At 69.4% G+C, this 14,720-nt stretch carries 12 protein-coding genes and 1 pseudogene; 6 read left to right on the forward strand and 7 right to left on the reverse strand.

Translation table 11 applies throughout. From position 1 onward, the window contains the following. Positions 1–36: 36 nt before the first annotated feature. Positions 37–1,068, reverse strand: coding sequence for an XdhC/CoxI family protein (locus CURTO8I2_RS03720; RefSeq protein WP_159678770.1), 1,032 nt, complete (start codon positions 1,066–1,068; stop codon positions 37–39). A gap of 343 nt (positions 1,069–1,411) precedes the next feature. Here CURTO8I2_RS03720 and CURTO8I2_RS03725 point away from each other — a divergent pair, with 343 nt between their 5' ends. Next, complete coding sequence (locus tag CURTO8I2_RS03725; RefSeq protein WP_159681537.1) at positions 1,412–3,184, forward strand: DUF885 family protein; 1,773 nt, start codon at positions 1,412–1,414, stop codon at positions 3,182–3,184. A gap of 96 nt (positions 3,185–3,280) precedes the next feature. Here CURTO8I2_RS03725 and CURTO8I2_RS03730 read toward each other — a convergent pair whose 3' ends face one another. After that, positions 3,281–3,739: a hemerythrin domain-containing protein gene (locus CURTO8I2_RS03730; protein ID WP_159678772.1), complete on the reverse strand. Its 459-nt coding sequence runs from the start codon at positions 3,737–3,739 to the stop codon at positions 3,281–3,283. 157 nt (positions 3,740–3,896) lie between these two features. Here CURTO8I2_RS03730 and CURTO8I2_RS03735 point away from each other — a divergent pair, with 157 nt between their 5' ends. Further along, positions 3,897–4,694 carry an amidohydrolase gene (locus CURTO8I2_RS03735; protein WP_159678774.1) on the forward strand — a complete coding sequence of 266 codons (798 nt, stop codon included), beginning with the start codon at positions 3,897–3,899 and terminating at the stop codon, positions 4,692–4,694. A 57-nt stretch (positions 4,695–4,751) separates the two neighbouring features. Here the strand turns inward: CURTO8I2_RS03735 and fabR are convergent, their stop codons facing one another. After that, on the reverse strand, positions 4,752–5,348 hold the full coding sequence (gene fabR, locus CURTO8I2_RS03740; protein WP_236551113.1) for an HTH-type transcriptional repressor FabR: 597 nt from the start codon (positions 5,346–5,348) through the stop codon (positions 4,752–4,754). Positions 5,349–5,523: 175 nt separating this feature from the next. Here fabR and CURTO8I2_RS03745 point away from each other — a divergent pair, with 175 nt between their 5' ends. Next, on the forward strand, positions 5,524–6,630 hold the full coding sequence (locus CURTO8I2_RS03745; protein WP_159678778.1) for a ferredoxin reductase: 1,107 nt from the start codon (positions 5,524–5,526) through the stop codon (positions 6,628–6,630). 44 nt (positions 6,631–6,674) lie between these two features. Further along, positions 6,675–7,808: an acyl-CoA desaturase gene (locus CURTO8I2_RS03750; protein ID WP_159678780.1), complete on the forward strand. Its 1,134-nt coding sequence runs from the start codon at positions 6,675–6,677 to the stop codon at positions 7,806–7,808. Positions 7,809–7,897: 89 nt separating this feature from the next. Here the strand turns inward: CURTO8I2_RS03750 and CURTO8I2_RS03755 are convergent, their stop codons facing one another. From CURTO8I2_RS03755 to CURTO8I2_RS03770, 4 genes and pseudogenes are all read right to left on the reverse strand, one after another. Then, positions 7,898–9,010, reverse strand: coding sequence for an NAD(P)/FAD-dependent oxidoreductase (locus tag CURTO8I2_RS03755; protein WP_236550993.1), 1,113 nt, complete (start codon positions 9,008–9,010; stop codon positions 7,898–7,900). A gap of 324 nt (positions 9,011–9,334) precedes the next feature. Then, positions 9,335–10,942, reverse strand: a complete 1,608-nt coding sequence (locus tag CURTO8I2_RS03760) for a pseudouridine synthase (RefSeq protein WP_159678784.1) — start codon at positions 10,940–10,942, stop codon at positions 9,335–9,337. 341 nt (positions 10,943–11,283) lie between these two features. Further along, positions 11,284–11,829: pseudogene (scpB, locus tag CURTO8I2_RS03765) on the reverse strand (SMC-Scp complex subunit ScpB); the annotation flags it as partial. A 28-nt stretch (positions 11,830–11,857) separates the two neighbouring features. Continuing rightward, positions 11,858–12,763 (reverse strand): ScpA family protein, encoded by a 906-nt coding sequence (locus CURTO8I2_RS03770; RefSeq protein WP_159678786.1) that lies wholly within the window; start codon positions 12,761–12,763, stop codon positions 11,858–11,860. Positions 12,764–13,153: 390 nt separating this feature from the next. Here CURTO8I2_RS03770 and CURTO8I2_RS03775 point away from each other — a divergent pair, with 390 nt between their 5' ends. Next, complete coding sequence (locus tag CURTO8I2_RS03775) at positions 13,154–13,453, forward strand: YciI family protein (RefSeq protein ID WP_159678788.1); 300 nt, start codon at positions 13,154–13,156, stop codon at positions 13,451–13,453. Positions 13,454–13,594: 141 nt separating this feature from the next. After that, positions 13,595–14,632, forward strand: coding sequence for a LacI family DNA-binding transcriptional regulator (locus CURTO8I2_RS03780; protein ID WP_159678790.1), 1,038 nt, complete (start codon positions 13,595–13,597; stop codon positions 14,630–14,632). The last annotated feature ends 88 nt before the right edge of the window (positions 14,633–14,720 follow it).

The following is a 14,720-nucleotide window of genomic DNA, read 5'->3' on the forward strand; positions in this document are numbered from 1 at the left end:
GTGTTGTGATGCGGTCAATGCATCGCGGGCGTCTGCCTACGGCGTCGACGGCTGGCGCCGGCTACCGCGCCATTGCTGCAGCTGGGTGGCGATGCTCAGGGCGATGGCTTCCGGACCACGGCCGCAGCGGGGGGCACCCACGGGCGCGTGCAGGCGGCCCGCCAACGCTTCGCGCGCCTCGGGCCGCAGCAGCGTGCACAGGTCGTCGCGGCGGCGCCCGGGCCCGAGCAGGCCGACGAACGGAATACGCGAAGCGGCGAGCGCGGTGAGGGCGTCGAGATCGGACTCGAAGCCGTGGTGCATCACCAGGGCGACGTCGGCATCCGGATGTGCGGCTACCGCGTCGGCGGGCGACAGGTCACGCAGGTCTGCCTGCGGACCGGCCGCGTCGCGCCATCGGGCGCGACGTTCGGCCACGGTGACCCGCCAGCCCAGCGACCGCAGCAGCGGGATCAGGGTCGGCGCCTCGGGGCCCGCGCCGAGGATCAGGGCCTCGGGTGCACGCTGCAGGACGAGCCGCCAGTCCCGCGCCAGTGTCTCGGGTACGGCGCCGACGGGCAGCGTCCACGCCCACGCGCGTGTGCCCACATGCCACCCGAGATGGCCGCTGCGCTCCAGCGCGATGTCCAGTGACTCACCACCTCCCAGCCAGGCGCGGAGCGCATCGGCGGCATCGCGCAGGGCCGCCAGCGGCAGCAGGGCCAGTACCTGTCGGCCGCGGCAGCCGACCGCGCTTGCCGAGAACAGCGCACTGTCGTCGGTGGTGTCGATCTCCAGCCATTCGATGCGGCCTGCGTCGCCGGCGATCGACGCGACGCGCGCGATCTCGGGCTCCAGACAGCCGCCACTGATCCAGCCGACCTGAGGCCCGTCGCCGAACAGCGCGAGCGCGCCGGCGGAGGCGTAGGTCGAGCCTTCGGTCTCGACGACGAGTGCGAGCACCGGTGCACCGCCGTCGGACAGGGCGTCGAGCGCGGCTTGCAGCACGCCACCGGGATTGCCTGCGGCGAAGACGGGCGCGGACGCGCGCGGCGGCGTGACGGCGGGTGCGGTTGCAGAGGTGGCCATCGCCATCAATCGGCGCGTCGCGCGGTGGCGGCGCGTGCTCGCGGCACGCGCGTGGTTGGCGTGGGGCTGGCCATTGGAGATTCCGGACGGTTCGGCGCAAGAGTGTGCGCCGGGTCGTGAGTGTGGCGTGGACTGGACGAGGGGCAGGCGCGCGTGATCGGCGGGCCGCGCTCCAGTGCGCTCGGCGCGTCCGGGGCATTCGACGCATCCGGCACAGTTTTCCCAATGCACGCCAGACCCATTCCCGGCATCCTTGTGGAATCGTCCGCGTCCCACCGTCGGGCGTGACACGCCTGCCACCGCTTTCCAGGAGTCGCCGATGTCCGTCGCCCCGCGTCGCCACATGACGCTGTCCCATCTCGTCCTGTCCCTGTCGCTCGCGCTCGGCGTGACGACACCCGTGCTCGCGCAGGACATGCCTGCACCGGTGCTCGCGCCGCCGACGAATGCGGCCGAGACCGCGCTGCGCGACCTCTACACGCGCGAATGGGAGTGGCGGCAGGCGGAGTTCGTGCGCGAGAAGGTCAATGGCCGCTGGCAGAGCAGTGACCGGATGCCCTCGGTCACGCCGGAGGCCTGGGCGCGCCGCGCGGCGTACTGGAAGGACACGCTGGACGCGCTCGACGCGATTCCGCTGGATCAGCTGGGCCGCGAGGAGCGCATCAATGCCGCGGTGTTCCGCACCTCGCTCGAAGCCGACGAGGCCAGCGCACGCTGGCGCACGTACGAAGCCCCGTTCAACAGCGACAGCTTCTTCTGGGGCGGCATCACGCCGCGCCAGCCGTTCCAGACCGAGGCCGACTGGCGTCGTTTCATCGGCCGACTGTCCGACGTGCCGCGCTATTTCGACGAACAGATCGCGAACATGGAAACCGGCCTGGCACGTGGCTGGAGCGTGCCGCGCGCGACGCTCGAAGGGCGCGACAAGACGCTCGAGTCCTACGTGGAGCCCGGCGAGACGAACCCGCTGCTGGTGACCTTCGACCGGATTCCCACCACGATTCCCGAGCCCGTGCGCACACAGCTGCGCGACGCAGGGCGGCGCGTGGTGCTGGAGCAGACGATTCCGGCATACGCCAGGCTGCTGACCTTCATCCGCGGCGAGTATCTGCCGCGCACGCGGACGACCATCGCCGCCAGCGATCTGCCCGACGGCCGCGCGTTCTACCAGACCCAGATCCGCGAATACGTCACCCGCGAGATGACCGCGCGCGAGATCCACGACTTCGGTCTCGCCGAGGTCGAGCGCATCACCGCGCAGATGCGCGAAGTGATGGGGCGCGCCGATTTCGAGGGCGACCTGCCGGCCTTCATCGACTACCTGCGCACCGATCCGAAGTTCTACGCCAAGACCCCGCGCGAGCTGCTGGGCGAGGCCTCGCTGATCGCCAAGAAGATCGACGGCCAGCTGCAGTACGTGGTCGGCACGCTGCCGCGCTACCGGTTCACGATCCTGCCGGTGGCCGACGACATCGCGCCGATCTACACCTCGGGCCGCGGCGGCCTGGACGCCTGTTTCTTCAATACCTACGACCTGCCGTCGCGCCCGCTCTACAACCTGCCGGCGCTGGTGCTGCACGAATGCGCGCCCGGCCACAGCTTCCAGGCGGCGCTGGCGCTCGAGGCACCCGCGCGTCCGGACTTCCGCCAGCAGACCTACTTCTCCGGCTACGGCGAGGGCTGGGGCCTGTATACCGAGTGGCTCGGCACGCGCATGGGCATCTACGAGACGCCGTACGAGGAATTCGGGCGCCTGACGTTCGAGATGTGGCGCGCCGCCCGTCTGGTCATCGACACCGGCCTGCACGAGTACGGCTGGAGCCGGGATCAGGCGATCGACTATCTGGCCAGCCACACCGCGCTCGCGAAGCACGATGTCGTGACCGAGGTGGACCGCTACATCTCCTGGCCGGGGCAGGCGCTGTCGTACTACATCGGCTACAAGACCATCCTGGACCTGCGCGCCGAGGCCGAATGCGAGCTCGGCCCGGCGTTCGACCAGCGCCCGTTCCACGACACCATCCTCAACCTGGGCTCGGTGCCGCTGCCGGTGCTCGAGGAAGAAGTGCGTCGCTTCATCGCCGAGCAGAAGGCGGCGGGCGCCGCGAAGGGCTGACGCGCCGCAGTCGGAAGCGCCGGCGCCGGGCGATGGCGCCAGCCCTCGTCACATGACGCGCCCGCGAGTTCGATGGATCGAACCCCCGCGCGACGATCAGCCCTTGCGCAGGGTCTTTTCCATGCGCGCGTGGTCGCGGCGGTAACGCTGCGCTGCGCGGGTCTTCTGCGCGTCGGTCAGCAGTTTTCCCGACACCTGGAAGAATTTGCGCTCTTCTTCGCGCAGGTGGTGATGCACCTTTTCCGACAGCTGCTTCGCCTTCGCCATCCAACCCGCGCCCGCGTGGTCGCGGGTCTGCAGATCCTCGACGAGCTCGTCCATCTCGTGGTGCTCGTGCAGTGCGTGGCGCGACGCGTCGAGCCCGGCGTCGTGCATCAGGATCGGCGCGTACAGGAACCGCTCCTCGGCCGCGGCGTGCGCGGCGAGTTCGATGCGCAATTCGGTGAACAGCTCGACCCGGCGCGCGCTGTGCGGCGGCGCGCGCAACAGCTTGCGGCACAGCGAGCGCTGGCGTTCGTGGCTCTCGCGCAGGGCGTCGTAGATGGTTTCGGGCATGGCGGACTCCGGGGCGGACGGCGTATGCGCACGTTAGGGCGTGGCCGGTGGAGTGCGTGTTCACACGGCCGCCCACCACCGCTGCGCTTGAGCGGGCAGGGGGCAGGGACGAGAATCACGGCATCGGTCGCGCAGATGCGACCCACAGGATGCCGCCATGCAGAACCTTCGCGTCTCCACCGTCCAGGGCGCCACCCGTTGGCACGACCCGGCGGGCAACCGCGCCTATTACGGCGACCTCATCGCGCCCCTGCACGGCCGCACCGATCTCGTCGTGCTGCCCGAGACCTTCACCAGCGGCTTCAGCAATGACGCGATCGATCGTGCAGAAGACATGGACGGTCCGACCGTCGCATGGATCCGCGAACAGGCGGTCGCGCTCGATGCCGCGGTCACCGGCAGCGTGCAGCTGCGCGACGACGAGGGCGTCTACAACCGCATGCTGTGGGCGACGCCCGACGGCGCGTTGCAGCACTACGACAAGCGCCATCTGTTCCGCTACGCGAACGAACACAAGCGCTACGCCGCCGGCCGTGATCGTCTGACGGTCGAGTGGAAAGGCTGGCGGATCAATCCGCAGGTCTGCTACGACCTGCGTTTTCCCGTCTTCTGTCGCAACCGCTTCGACGTCGAGCGCCCGGACGGTCTGGATTTCGACCTGCAGCTGTTCGTCGCCAACTGGCCGGCGGCGCGGGCCTATGCGTGGAAGACCCTGCTGCGCGCGCGGGCGATCGAAAACCTCAGTTACGTGGTCGGCGTCAACCGCGTGGGGACGGACGGCAACGGTCTGGCGTACTCGGGCGACAGTGCGGTGCTCGACATGCTGGGGCACCCGTTGAGCGAATCGATGGACGAGGAAGTCGTCTCGACGACGATGTTGTCGGCCGAGCAGCTGCGGGCGCACCGGGAGCACTTTCCCGCCATGCTGGATGCGGACCGCTTCGAAATCCGGTGAGGCGTCTCGCTTCTCGCCGCTGATCACACGACGCACCTACGGCGCCGCGAACAGCGATCAGCGCGCGCCCTTCACCTTGCCCATCGCATGCGCGCCGCGCAGCAGCATGCGGATCATGTGCGACAGCTCGTCGACCAGGGCCTCGTCACGCTCGGGCGGCGAATCCAGGGCGGTCCCGCCCATCGCGAACACCAGTCGGGTGATCGCGCGGGCCACCAGGCCCGGTTCGTGGAAGACCATGCCCTGGGCGCCGGCGATGCGGACCAGATCGGCCCGGAGCTCCACTTCGAAGAACTGCAGCTGGCGGTCGACCGCACGCTTGAAGGCGTCCGAGCCCACGGTGCCTTCGCGCAGCAGCACGTGCAGCAGCTTGTCGTCGGCGCGCAGTCGTTCCATGAACGCTTCCAGCGAACCGCGGACAATGCTGCGACCCGCCACGGCGCGCTTGCGGGCATCGCCGACGATCGTGCGCAGCGATTCGCCGGCCAGATCGATCAGCGCGACCGCCAGCTCGTCCATGTCGTGGAACTGCCGGTAGAAGCTGTTCGGCGCAATCCCGGCCTCGCGGGCGACCTCGCGCAGGCTCAAGGTCGAGACGCTGCGATGGGCGCCGGTCAGCCGCAGGGCGGCGGCGATCAGATCCTCGCGGACGATCGTCGGTTTGCGTCCGGCCTGGCTGTCGGCAGCGCCCGGGCCGGGGTCGCCGCTGTCGGGTGCGAAGGTGCGGGCGGTCACGGTCGGCCGTCGGAAGACTGGGCGGGCAGCATACCAGTGTCCATTAATGTACAAGTGTATACACGGCTGTGCGGATGGGTGTACATTGGCGTCCATGTCGACCGTCCAGCCCTTGAAGCCGTCCCGCCGCAGCCGCCTGCGCAGGCTCGCCACGCCCTTCGTCGTGCCGCCCGTGTTCGATTTCTGGGCGCAGCGCCTGCATCCGACCTGGAGCTGGGAGCGTCCGTTGGTGCGCGTGGTCGGGCATGCGCCCGCTGCGTCGAACGCGGTCACCCTGACGCTCAAGCCCAACCGTCATTGGGCGGGGGCGCAGGCGGGTCAGCACGTGAACCTGACCGCCGATATCGACGGCGTGCGGATCACGCGCAGCTACAGCCTGGACGCGCCGGTCGCGGCCGATGGCCGCATCACAGTCACGGTGAAGGGCGTCGACGAAGGCCGCATGAGCCGGCACCTGCTGGCCGCCGCGCGCCGCGGTGACGTGTTCGATATCGGGCCTGCGTTCGGTGAGCTGGTGTTGCCGGCCCAGGTTGATGGCGCGTGGCTGTTCCTCGCCGCCGGCAGCGGTGTGACGCCGCTGATGGCACTGGTGCGTCAGCTGGCCGGGCAGGGCATGCCGGTGCCGGTCACGCTGGTCTATTGGGCACGCACGCGCGCCGAGCTGTGCTTCGTCGACGAACTGCGTGCACTCGCCGCGCGCCACGCCGGTTTCGATGTGCGCTTCGTGCTGACGCGCGACGCCGCGCTCGCGGACGACGAGGCGGCCGGTCGGATCGACGCAGCGCTGCTCGATGCGCTGGTGCCCGATCTCGCCACCCGGCAGGTGTTCGCCTGCGGCCCGGGCGGTTTCGTCGTCACCGCGACCGGGCTTCTCGAAGACCGCGTGCCGCTGCTGCGCACCGAAGCCTTCACGCCACCGCCGCGCCCGCAGGCCGACGACAGCGGCACGGTCGAAGTGCGCCTGGCGCGCAGCGGCCGCGCCCTGCAACTGCCGCGCGGCGTGCCGCTGCTGCAGGCGCTGGAAGCCGAAGGACTCAAGCCGAAATCCGGCTGCCGCATGGGCATCTGCAACACCTGCGCCTGTGGCAAGACGGCGGGCGCCACGCGTGATCTGCGGACCGGCGCCGCCAATACCGAGGCGACGGCCGCGCTGAAGCTGTGCGTCAGCAGCGCCGTGTCCGACCTCGTGCTCGATCTCTGAACCCCATCGTTTCGCAACATCCCGCTTCAGCTACCGGAGCCGTCATGTCCAAGCTCACTGCCTCGCGCCGTCTCTCCACGCAGGAACTCGATGCCTTCGGCAGCGAGCTCGATGCGCTGCACACGCGCACGATGGCCCAGGTCGGCAAAGTCGACGCCACCTACATCCGCCGCGTCGTGCGCTGGGTGCGTTACTGCGCCGTACTCGGCCGCGGCCTGCTGTTCGTGGGCGCGATCGGTGGCGCGTTCGTGCCGTGGCTGCTGTGGCCGGCGTGCATCGCGGGCGTGGTGTTCCTGGCGCTGGCCAAGATCCTCGAGAACATGGAAGTCGGCCACAACGTCATGCACGGCCAGTACGACTGGATGCACGACCCCGAACTCGACAGCAAGAAGTACGAGTGGGACATCATGGCGACCGGCGACAACTGGCGGCATTCGCACAATTTCCGCCATCACACCTATACCAATGTCCGCGGCATGGACGATGACATCGGCTACGGCCTGCTGCGCATCTTCCCCGAGCAGCGGTGGCGCCCGTTCTATCTGATGCAGCCGGTGATCGCGGTCGTGTTCGCGCTGTACTTCCAGTGGGGCGTGGCGATCCAGGAGCTCAAGCTGGGCCGCTTCTTCGCCGGCAAGATGCCCAAGGGCAAGCTGGCGCGCGATTTCGCGCCGGTAGGACGCAAGATGGGGCGCCAGCTGCTGAAGGACTACCTGATCTTCCCGCTGCTGGCCGGCCCGTTCTTCCTGCCGGTGCTGCTGGGCAATCTGGCCGCCAACGGCATCCGCAACGTGTGGACGTACGTCGTGATCTTTTGCGGCCATTTCACCGCCGATGTCGAGACCTTCCCGAAGGAGAGCATCCGCAACGAATCGCGTGGTCACTGGTACATGCGGCAGCTGCGCGGGTCGTCGAACATCGGCGGCGGCAAGGTGATGAACCTGTTGACCGGCAACCTGAGTCACCAGATCGAGCATCACTTCTTCCCCGACGTGCCGGCGCATCGCTATGCCGCGCTGTCGGTCGAGGTGCGCGAGATCTGCAAGCGCTATGGCCAGCCGTACAACACGGGTTCGCTGCCGCGGCAGTTCGCCGAAGTCAGCTGGCGCATCCTGCGCCACGCCTTCCCGAGCCGTCCGCGCCGCCGGGCACCGTCGGGCGAACTGCAGACCGCCTGAGCCGTTGCCGCGGCGCCGCCCCGGCGCCCTTGCAGGCTTCGAGACGCGTCCGCTCCGGCGGGCGCGTTTTTGTATGTGTTCCTGTCGGATCAGGCATCTGCGCGGTGTCGGCCGCGGCGATGGAAATAGACCTGCTCGGCCGCGCGACGCAGCAGGGGCGAATGCAGCAGCAGGTTCACCGGCCAATCCAGCTGCAGGTGGTCGAACGCCCAGCGCAGGCCGCGTTTGACGCGGAACCGGGGGGCAGCGCGCTCCGCGATCCGTTCGGGCGTGACATCGGCGCCGAGCCGGTGCTGGGCGATCGCGCGGCCGATCGCGTCGCCATGCGCCCAGGCCGAGTGGATGCCGCCCGCGGTCAGCGGCGACACGATGCCCGCCGCATCGCCGGTGAGGATCACGCCCGGCGCGGCGAGGCGCTCGACCGGTCCGCCGCAGGGAATCAGGCCGGCACGCGTGGCGTCCGGCTGCAGTGTCGACGGCACCCCCAGCGCCGCGCCGATGCGCGCCCGGAAGCCGTCGATGTCCGGCACGCCGTGGCGGTCCGGGCGATGCCGGAACGCGAGCCCGAGCTGCACCCCCGTCGGCGATTGTGCCGCCCAGCCGATGTAACCGGGTGCGAGCGTGCGGCTGATGAAGCAATGCAGCGCATCAGGTTCCGCAAGCGCGGCGCCATGGAATTCGTGCTCGACGCCGTACAGGAACGCGTCGACCAGACCGAGGCCGGCGCGTTGCGCGACGCGTGATTTCGCCCCGTCGGCGCCGATCAGCCAGCGTGTGCTGCCGAGTCCGGTAATCCGCCACCCCGCGCCGTCCCGCTGCGCATCGGTGAACGACTGCATCAATCGCAGATCGACACCGGCGTTGCGCATTTCCTCGGCCAGCCAGCGCAGCACGTTCGGCGTGTCGGTGGTCAGGAACGCATAGTCGTCGGCCTGCAGCTGCAGACTGTCCAGACTCGGGGCATACAGCCGGACGCGCGGCACCTCGCGGTAGAGCGACGGTGGCATGCGACCGAGCCGCGTCTGCGAGAACGCTTCGGCGACGATGATGCCGGTCGTGTGTAGCCGGATGCCGGGATCGTGCTTGCGCTCGAGCACGCAGACCCGCAGGCCCGCCTCGCGCGCGGCGAGGGCGCATGCGGCGCCGGCGAAGCTCGCGCCCACGACGACGACGTCGAAATCGAATTGCGCATATCCATCCAAGCTGCGGTCTCCATCCAGGCGGGAGACGTGACTGTGGATCGCGCACGTGGTGCGCCGGAGGCGGCGCGGTGAAGCGGGAATGAAGTCGGGCGCTGCGCGGGCCTGCGCGTGGTGCATCAGTGCGACGGCGCGACAGCCCGGTTCGCTTGCAACCGCACCGAGTCGTCCGTCGACGGCAGCGTCGGTACGCCCGGGAGGCGGCGTTCGCGTCGGAGCGCCCGTCTGCCGGCACGTCGCAGGCGCCGTCTCCCGGCGTCTGCGCAGCCACACAGCAACACGGGGCCCGAAGGCCCCGTGCGTCAACACATCACGATGTGTCTGCGATCAGCGACCGCCACCACCGCGTGGGCCGCGATTGCCGCCGCCCGGCGGACGTCCGCCCGGACCGCGGTTGCCGCCGCCGGGACCACCGGGACCCCGACCTCCCGGGCCCTTCGGCCCACGGTTGCCGCCCGGGCGCGGCCCGCGCGGACCGGCATTGGGATTGAAGCTGCCCGGATTGGCGTGATCGGACGGAAAACTCGGCGCGCTGTCGGGATGACCATAGGGCGCGCGTGGGCGTCCGGGGCCGCCACCGCCACCGGCAGGACGCGATGCCCACGGGCCCTGTCCACCGCCACTCGCACCGCGCGGACCCTGTGCGCCGCCGCCCGGCCCGCCAGGACCACGCTTCTTCGGGCCGCCGGCGCCGCCGTAGGGCTTCTTCGGCCCCCGGCCGTCGGCATTGCGGTGACCGGTCGGACCGGTTTCCACGCCGTCGGGCACGTACCAGCTGCGGAATGCGGCGGGATTGCCCTCGGGCAGGGCGCGCGAGCCCTTGTCGGCGCGCTGCTTGAACGGCTTCTGCGACTGCTTGGCCGCGGCGTCGCCGCTGACCGTCAGGCCCCCGTGCGGCTTGCGCGGGCCGCCGCGGCCACGACCGCGGTCTTCGCGCACGTTGTCGAAGCGGCGCAGCTCGCGGCCTTCGTCCGCGCCACTGTTGTGGCCGTTGACATAGGCCTTGCCGGCGCCGCCCTTGCCCAGGTGCACGGTCGACTTGGTGGCCTTGCGCTGGCCGATGACCGGCTGCAGCGTCAACGCCGGCGGCGGCCCTTCCTCGAGCTTGAGTTCCTTGCGCAGGGCTTCGACCTGCACGTCCGGCAGTTCCTGCGACTGGCCGCGCAGCAGCGGCTGCGGCAGCGTGACCTGGCCGTAGCGCACGCGCTTGAGCCGACTGACCTGGCAGCCCTGCGATTCCCACAGGCGGCGCACTTCGCGGTTGCGGCCTTCCTTGAGCAGCACCTGGAACCAGTCGTGCGAATCGGTGCCGCCGATGCGCTCGATCTCGTCGAACTTGGCCGGACCGTCTTCCAGCGCGACGCCGCGCTTGAGGCGATCGACGAGCTTGTCGGACACGGTCTCTTCGCCTTCCGGCGCGCGCACGCGGCACACGTACTCGCGTTCGACTTCGTACGACGGATGCATCATCGCGTTCGCGAGTTCGCCGTCGGTGGTCAGCAGCAGCAGGCCGGTGGTGTTGATGTCGAGGCGACCGATCGCGATCCAGCGCGCACCCTTGAGCGCGGGCAGGGCCTCGAAGATCGTCGGACGACCTTCGGGATCCTCGCGCGTGGTGACTTCGCCTTCGGGCTTGTTGTAGATCAGCACGCGCGCCGGTTCGGTCAGCGCGCTGGCGACGAACACCTTGCCGTCGAGCTCGATGCGGTCGCTGCCCTTGATCGACATGCCGGTCTGGGCGACTTCGCCGTTGACCTTGACCAGGCCGTCGGCGATGCGCTGCTCGAGCGCGCGGCGCGAGCCGAGGCCGGCCTGGGCCAGCACCTTGTGCAGGCGCTCTTCGAGCTTGGGCGCGGCATCCGCGGCCGGGGCTTCGCCGCGCTTGAGCGACAGCGGGGAACGGGCGGGTTTGTCGGTGTTGCGATGTTGCGTCATGAATGGCTCCGGTCGCTGTCGCCGTCTGCGGCGAGGGCGTCTTGTGCGTTGGGTGTTGCGGTGTCGTCGTCGGACGGAATGTCCGACGGGGTCTGGGTGTCGTCATCGGATGCGTCGCCGGCGCTGTCGCCGTCGTCGTCTCCGGGTGCTGCTCCGGCGTCCTGCACGTCGTGCGGGGCGTCGTCATCAGTCGCGGCGACGGCAGTGCCGTGTGCCGCGTCGCGTGTGGTGTCGTCGGCGTCGTCCGGATCGACTTCGCCATCGCCATCGTTCGCGGCGTCGTCGTCCCCCGAGGCAACACCACCGACCGTGCGGTCCGTGGAATCGGTGCCGGCGAAGCGCAACTGCGGATCGAGCTCGGCGAAATCCTTGAGTTCGGACAGCGGCGGCAGGTCGTCGAGACGCCGCAGGCCGAAGTAGTCGAGAAAACCCTTGGTCGTGCCGAGCAGTTCCGGGCGGCCGGGCATGTCGCGATGGCCGACGACGCGGATCCACTCGCGTTCCTCGAGCGCCTTGATGATGTTGCTGTTGGTCGCCACGCCACGCACCTGCTCGATCTCGCCGCGGGTGATCGGCTGGCGATAGGCGATCAGCGCCAGGGTCTCCAGCGTGGCGCGCGTGTACTTGGTCTGGCGCTCGGTCCACAACCGGGACACCCAGCCGTGCACGTCGCCGCGCACCTGGTAGCGCCAGCCCGAGGCGAGCTCCACGAGTTCCACGCCACGCTCGGCGCAGGCGGCCTGCAGGTCTGCGAGCGCCTGCCTGAGGCTGCCCTCGGGCGCGGGTTCGTCGAGCGTGAACAGCGTTTCCAGCTGCGCCACGGTCAGCGGCTGCGAGGACGCGAGCAGGGCCGCTTCGACGATGCGGTTGATGAAGGTCTGGTCCATCGGGACGTTCTGGAGATCCGGTCGGTGGTCAGGACTGGGCGGGTTCGGGGACATCGTCATCGAACTCGCTGGAGAATTCGGTCGGCGGCGCGGCGCCGTCGGCATCGGCGAGCGACTTGATGTAGATCGGCGCCAGCGGCGCCTCCTGCACGATGTCGAGCAGCCGTTCCTTGGTGAGCTCGAGGATGGACAGGAACGTCACCACGACGCCCAGCCGGCCCTCCTCGGGTTCGAACAGCGACTCGAAGCGGTGGAAATGCCCGCCGGTGAGCCGGGTCAGCACTTCGCCCATGCGCTGGCGCACGCTCAGCGCATCGCGACGGATCGCATGGCCGGTGAACAGCTCGGCGCGCTTGAGCACGTCGTGCAGCGCCAGCAGCATCTCGCGCAGATCGACCGGCGGCGGATCACGGTTGATCGTGCGCTCGGGCAGTTCCGCATGCGCCGGCGCGGTGTCGCGGTCCTGGCGCGGCAGGCGATCGATGTCTTCGGCCGCCTGCTTGAAACGTTCGTACTCCTGCAACCGGCGCACCAGCTCCGCGCGCGGGTCGCCCTCATCGCCTTCTTCCACCGGCGGCCGCGGCAGCAGCATCCGCGACTTGATCTCGGCGAGGATCGCGGCCATCACCAGGTACTCGGCGGCCAGTTCGAAACGCAGCTCCTGCATCACGCCGATGTAGGCGACGTACTGCTTGGTGATGTCGGCGACCGGGATGTCGAGGATGTCGAGATTCTGGCGGCGGATCAGGTACAGCAACAGGTCGAGCGGGCCTTCGAACGCGTCGAGGATGACTTCCAGCGCATCCGGCGGGATGTACAGGTCCTGCGGGATCTGCAGCACCGGCTGGCCGTGCACCAGCGCCAGCGGAAATTCCTGCTGCTGCGGCTGGGCGGCTTGGGCGGACGCCCTGGCGTCGGATGCGGGCTGTGTCATTCGATAGGCAACAGCGGCAGGGCGCTCGGGCGCGGAATGTGGATCACGGGCAATGGATCGCTTGCAGGGCGGGGCGTCGGCTCGGCGGGCCGCAATGCGCGGATCCGGTCGGTTGCGCGGCTCGGGCCAGCGCGGGGACAACGGTGCTGCGGAACATCTTCGTCTGGGTCGGTCGTCGCCAAGCGCGAAGCGCGTCTGCATGCGGGGCAGGCGCGGCGATCGGAAGGGCGTTGGACCGGGCCGGTGGGGCGACCGCGTGCGGCAGCGTCCTTGGACGTGACGGGCGGCGAACTGGCCGGATGCTGGTGCACAGAGTACGCGGTGCCTGCCGGCACTGTCCAGCGGCTGCGCTCGCTACACTGCGCGCCTCACGAACGGACAGGATGCGCCATGTGGTACGCGATCGAAGGCTACGACGGCGCGGACGTGCTCGCACGCCGGATCGAGGCACGTCCGGCGCACCTGGCGCGACTGACCGCACTGCGCGATACGGGGCGTCTGCTGCTGGCGGGTCCGTGCCCGGCGATCGACGCCGAAGATCCTGGCCCGGCCGGATTCAGCGGCAGCATCGTGATCGCGGAATTCGAGTCGCTGGCCGATGCGCGCGCCTGGGCCGACGCCGACCCCTATGTGGAGGCGGGTGTCTACACGCGTGTCGATGTGCGTCCCTTCCGTCGCGTCCTGCCGTGAACGGGCATGCACGATCGACGGAATAGGCCGTAGTTCGCTGCAGATATAGTGCAGTGCAGCATCGATTGTTCGTTACATCCGGTTTACACGGCATTGTGGAAACGCTTACAGTCCGGCCCATCGCGGAAGCGGGAGTGCGGTTTGAGCGTGACGATCAAGGATGTGGCCAAGGCGGCCGGTGTCTCCGTGGCGACGGTGTCGCGCGCGCTCAACGGTCATCAGAACGTGGCCGACGCCGTGCGCGAGCGGGTGCTCGCCGTTGCCGGTGACCTGCGCTACAGCCCGCACCACGCCGCACGCAGCCTCAGCAGCCGACGCACGCAGACTGTCGGCGTCGTACTGCCCGACCTGCATGGCGAGTTCTTCTCCGAACTGATGCGCGGCATCGACCAGGTGGCGCGGACCCGCGGCCAGCATCTGCTGGTGTCGAGTTACCACGGCAACCCGGAAGAGCAGGGCGCCGCCCTGCGTGCGATGCGTGGTCGGGTCGATGGTCTGCTGCTGATGTCGCCCTATGCGCACGACGTGGATTTCCTCGAGCGCAACGTCGATGCCAGTCTGCCGATGGTGCTGATCAACGCGGCGCAGGGTCGCGCGCAGCGCTCGGTCGGCATCGACAACTACGGCGGCGCGCGGACCATGGTCGCGCACCTGCTCGACGCCGGATACCGGCGCATCGCCTTCATCGATGGTCCCGAAGACAACGACGATGCCCGCGAGCGCAAGCGCGGATATCGCGACGCCCTGGCCGCCGCGGGCGCCGGCTACACGCCGTGGGAACTGCCCGGGCAGTTCGACGAGGATTCGGGACATCGTGCGGGGCAGGCCCTGCTCGCACTCGAGGCGCGGCCCGATGCGGTCTTCGCGGCCAACGACATGATGGCGATCGGGTGTCTGTATGCGCTCGGTCGCGGCGGCGTGCGCACGCCGGCAGACATCGCGGTCGTGGGCTTCGACGATATTCCGCTTGCACGCTACGTTCACCCATCGCTAACGACGATGCGCGTCGACATCGCTGAACTGGGTGCGCGCGCGTTGAAAGCGTTGCTGGAGATCGAGGAACCGGAGGCAGGCAGGGGGGCGGCTATCGCCCTGCTCGAACCCGGTCTCGTGATCCGCGATTCGAGTGGCACGGCCACCGACCCATCGTCCAGTGGAGAGCCGTCGAACCGGTCTTGACCGGTCGACGTCAGCGCCTTGGGAGGGGACGCATGACATCAAGTCCGATACCGATGGATCACCGTGTGTGCAGGGGCACATGGGTGGC

Source organism: Luteimonas sp. 9C (assembly GCF_902506295.1).
Lineage (GTDB): Bacteria > Pseudomonadota > Gammaproteobacteria > Xanthomonadales > Xanthomonadaceae > Luteimonas.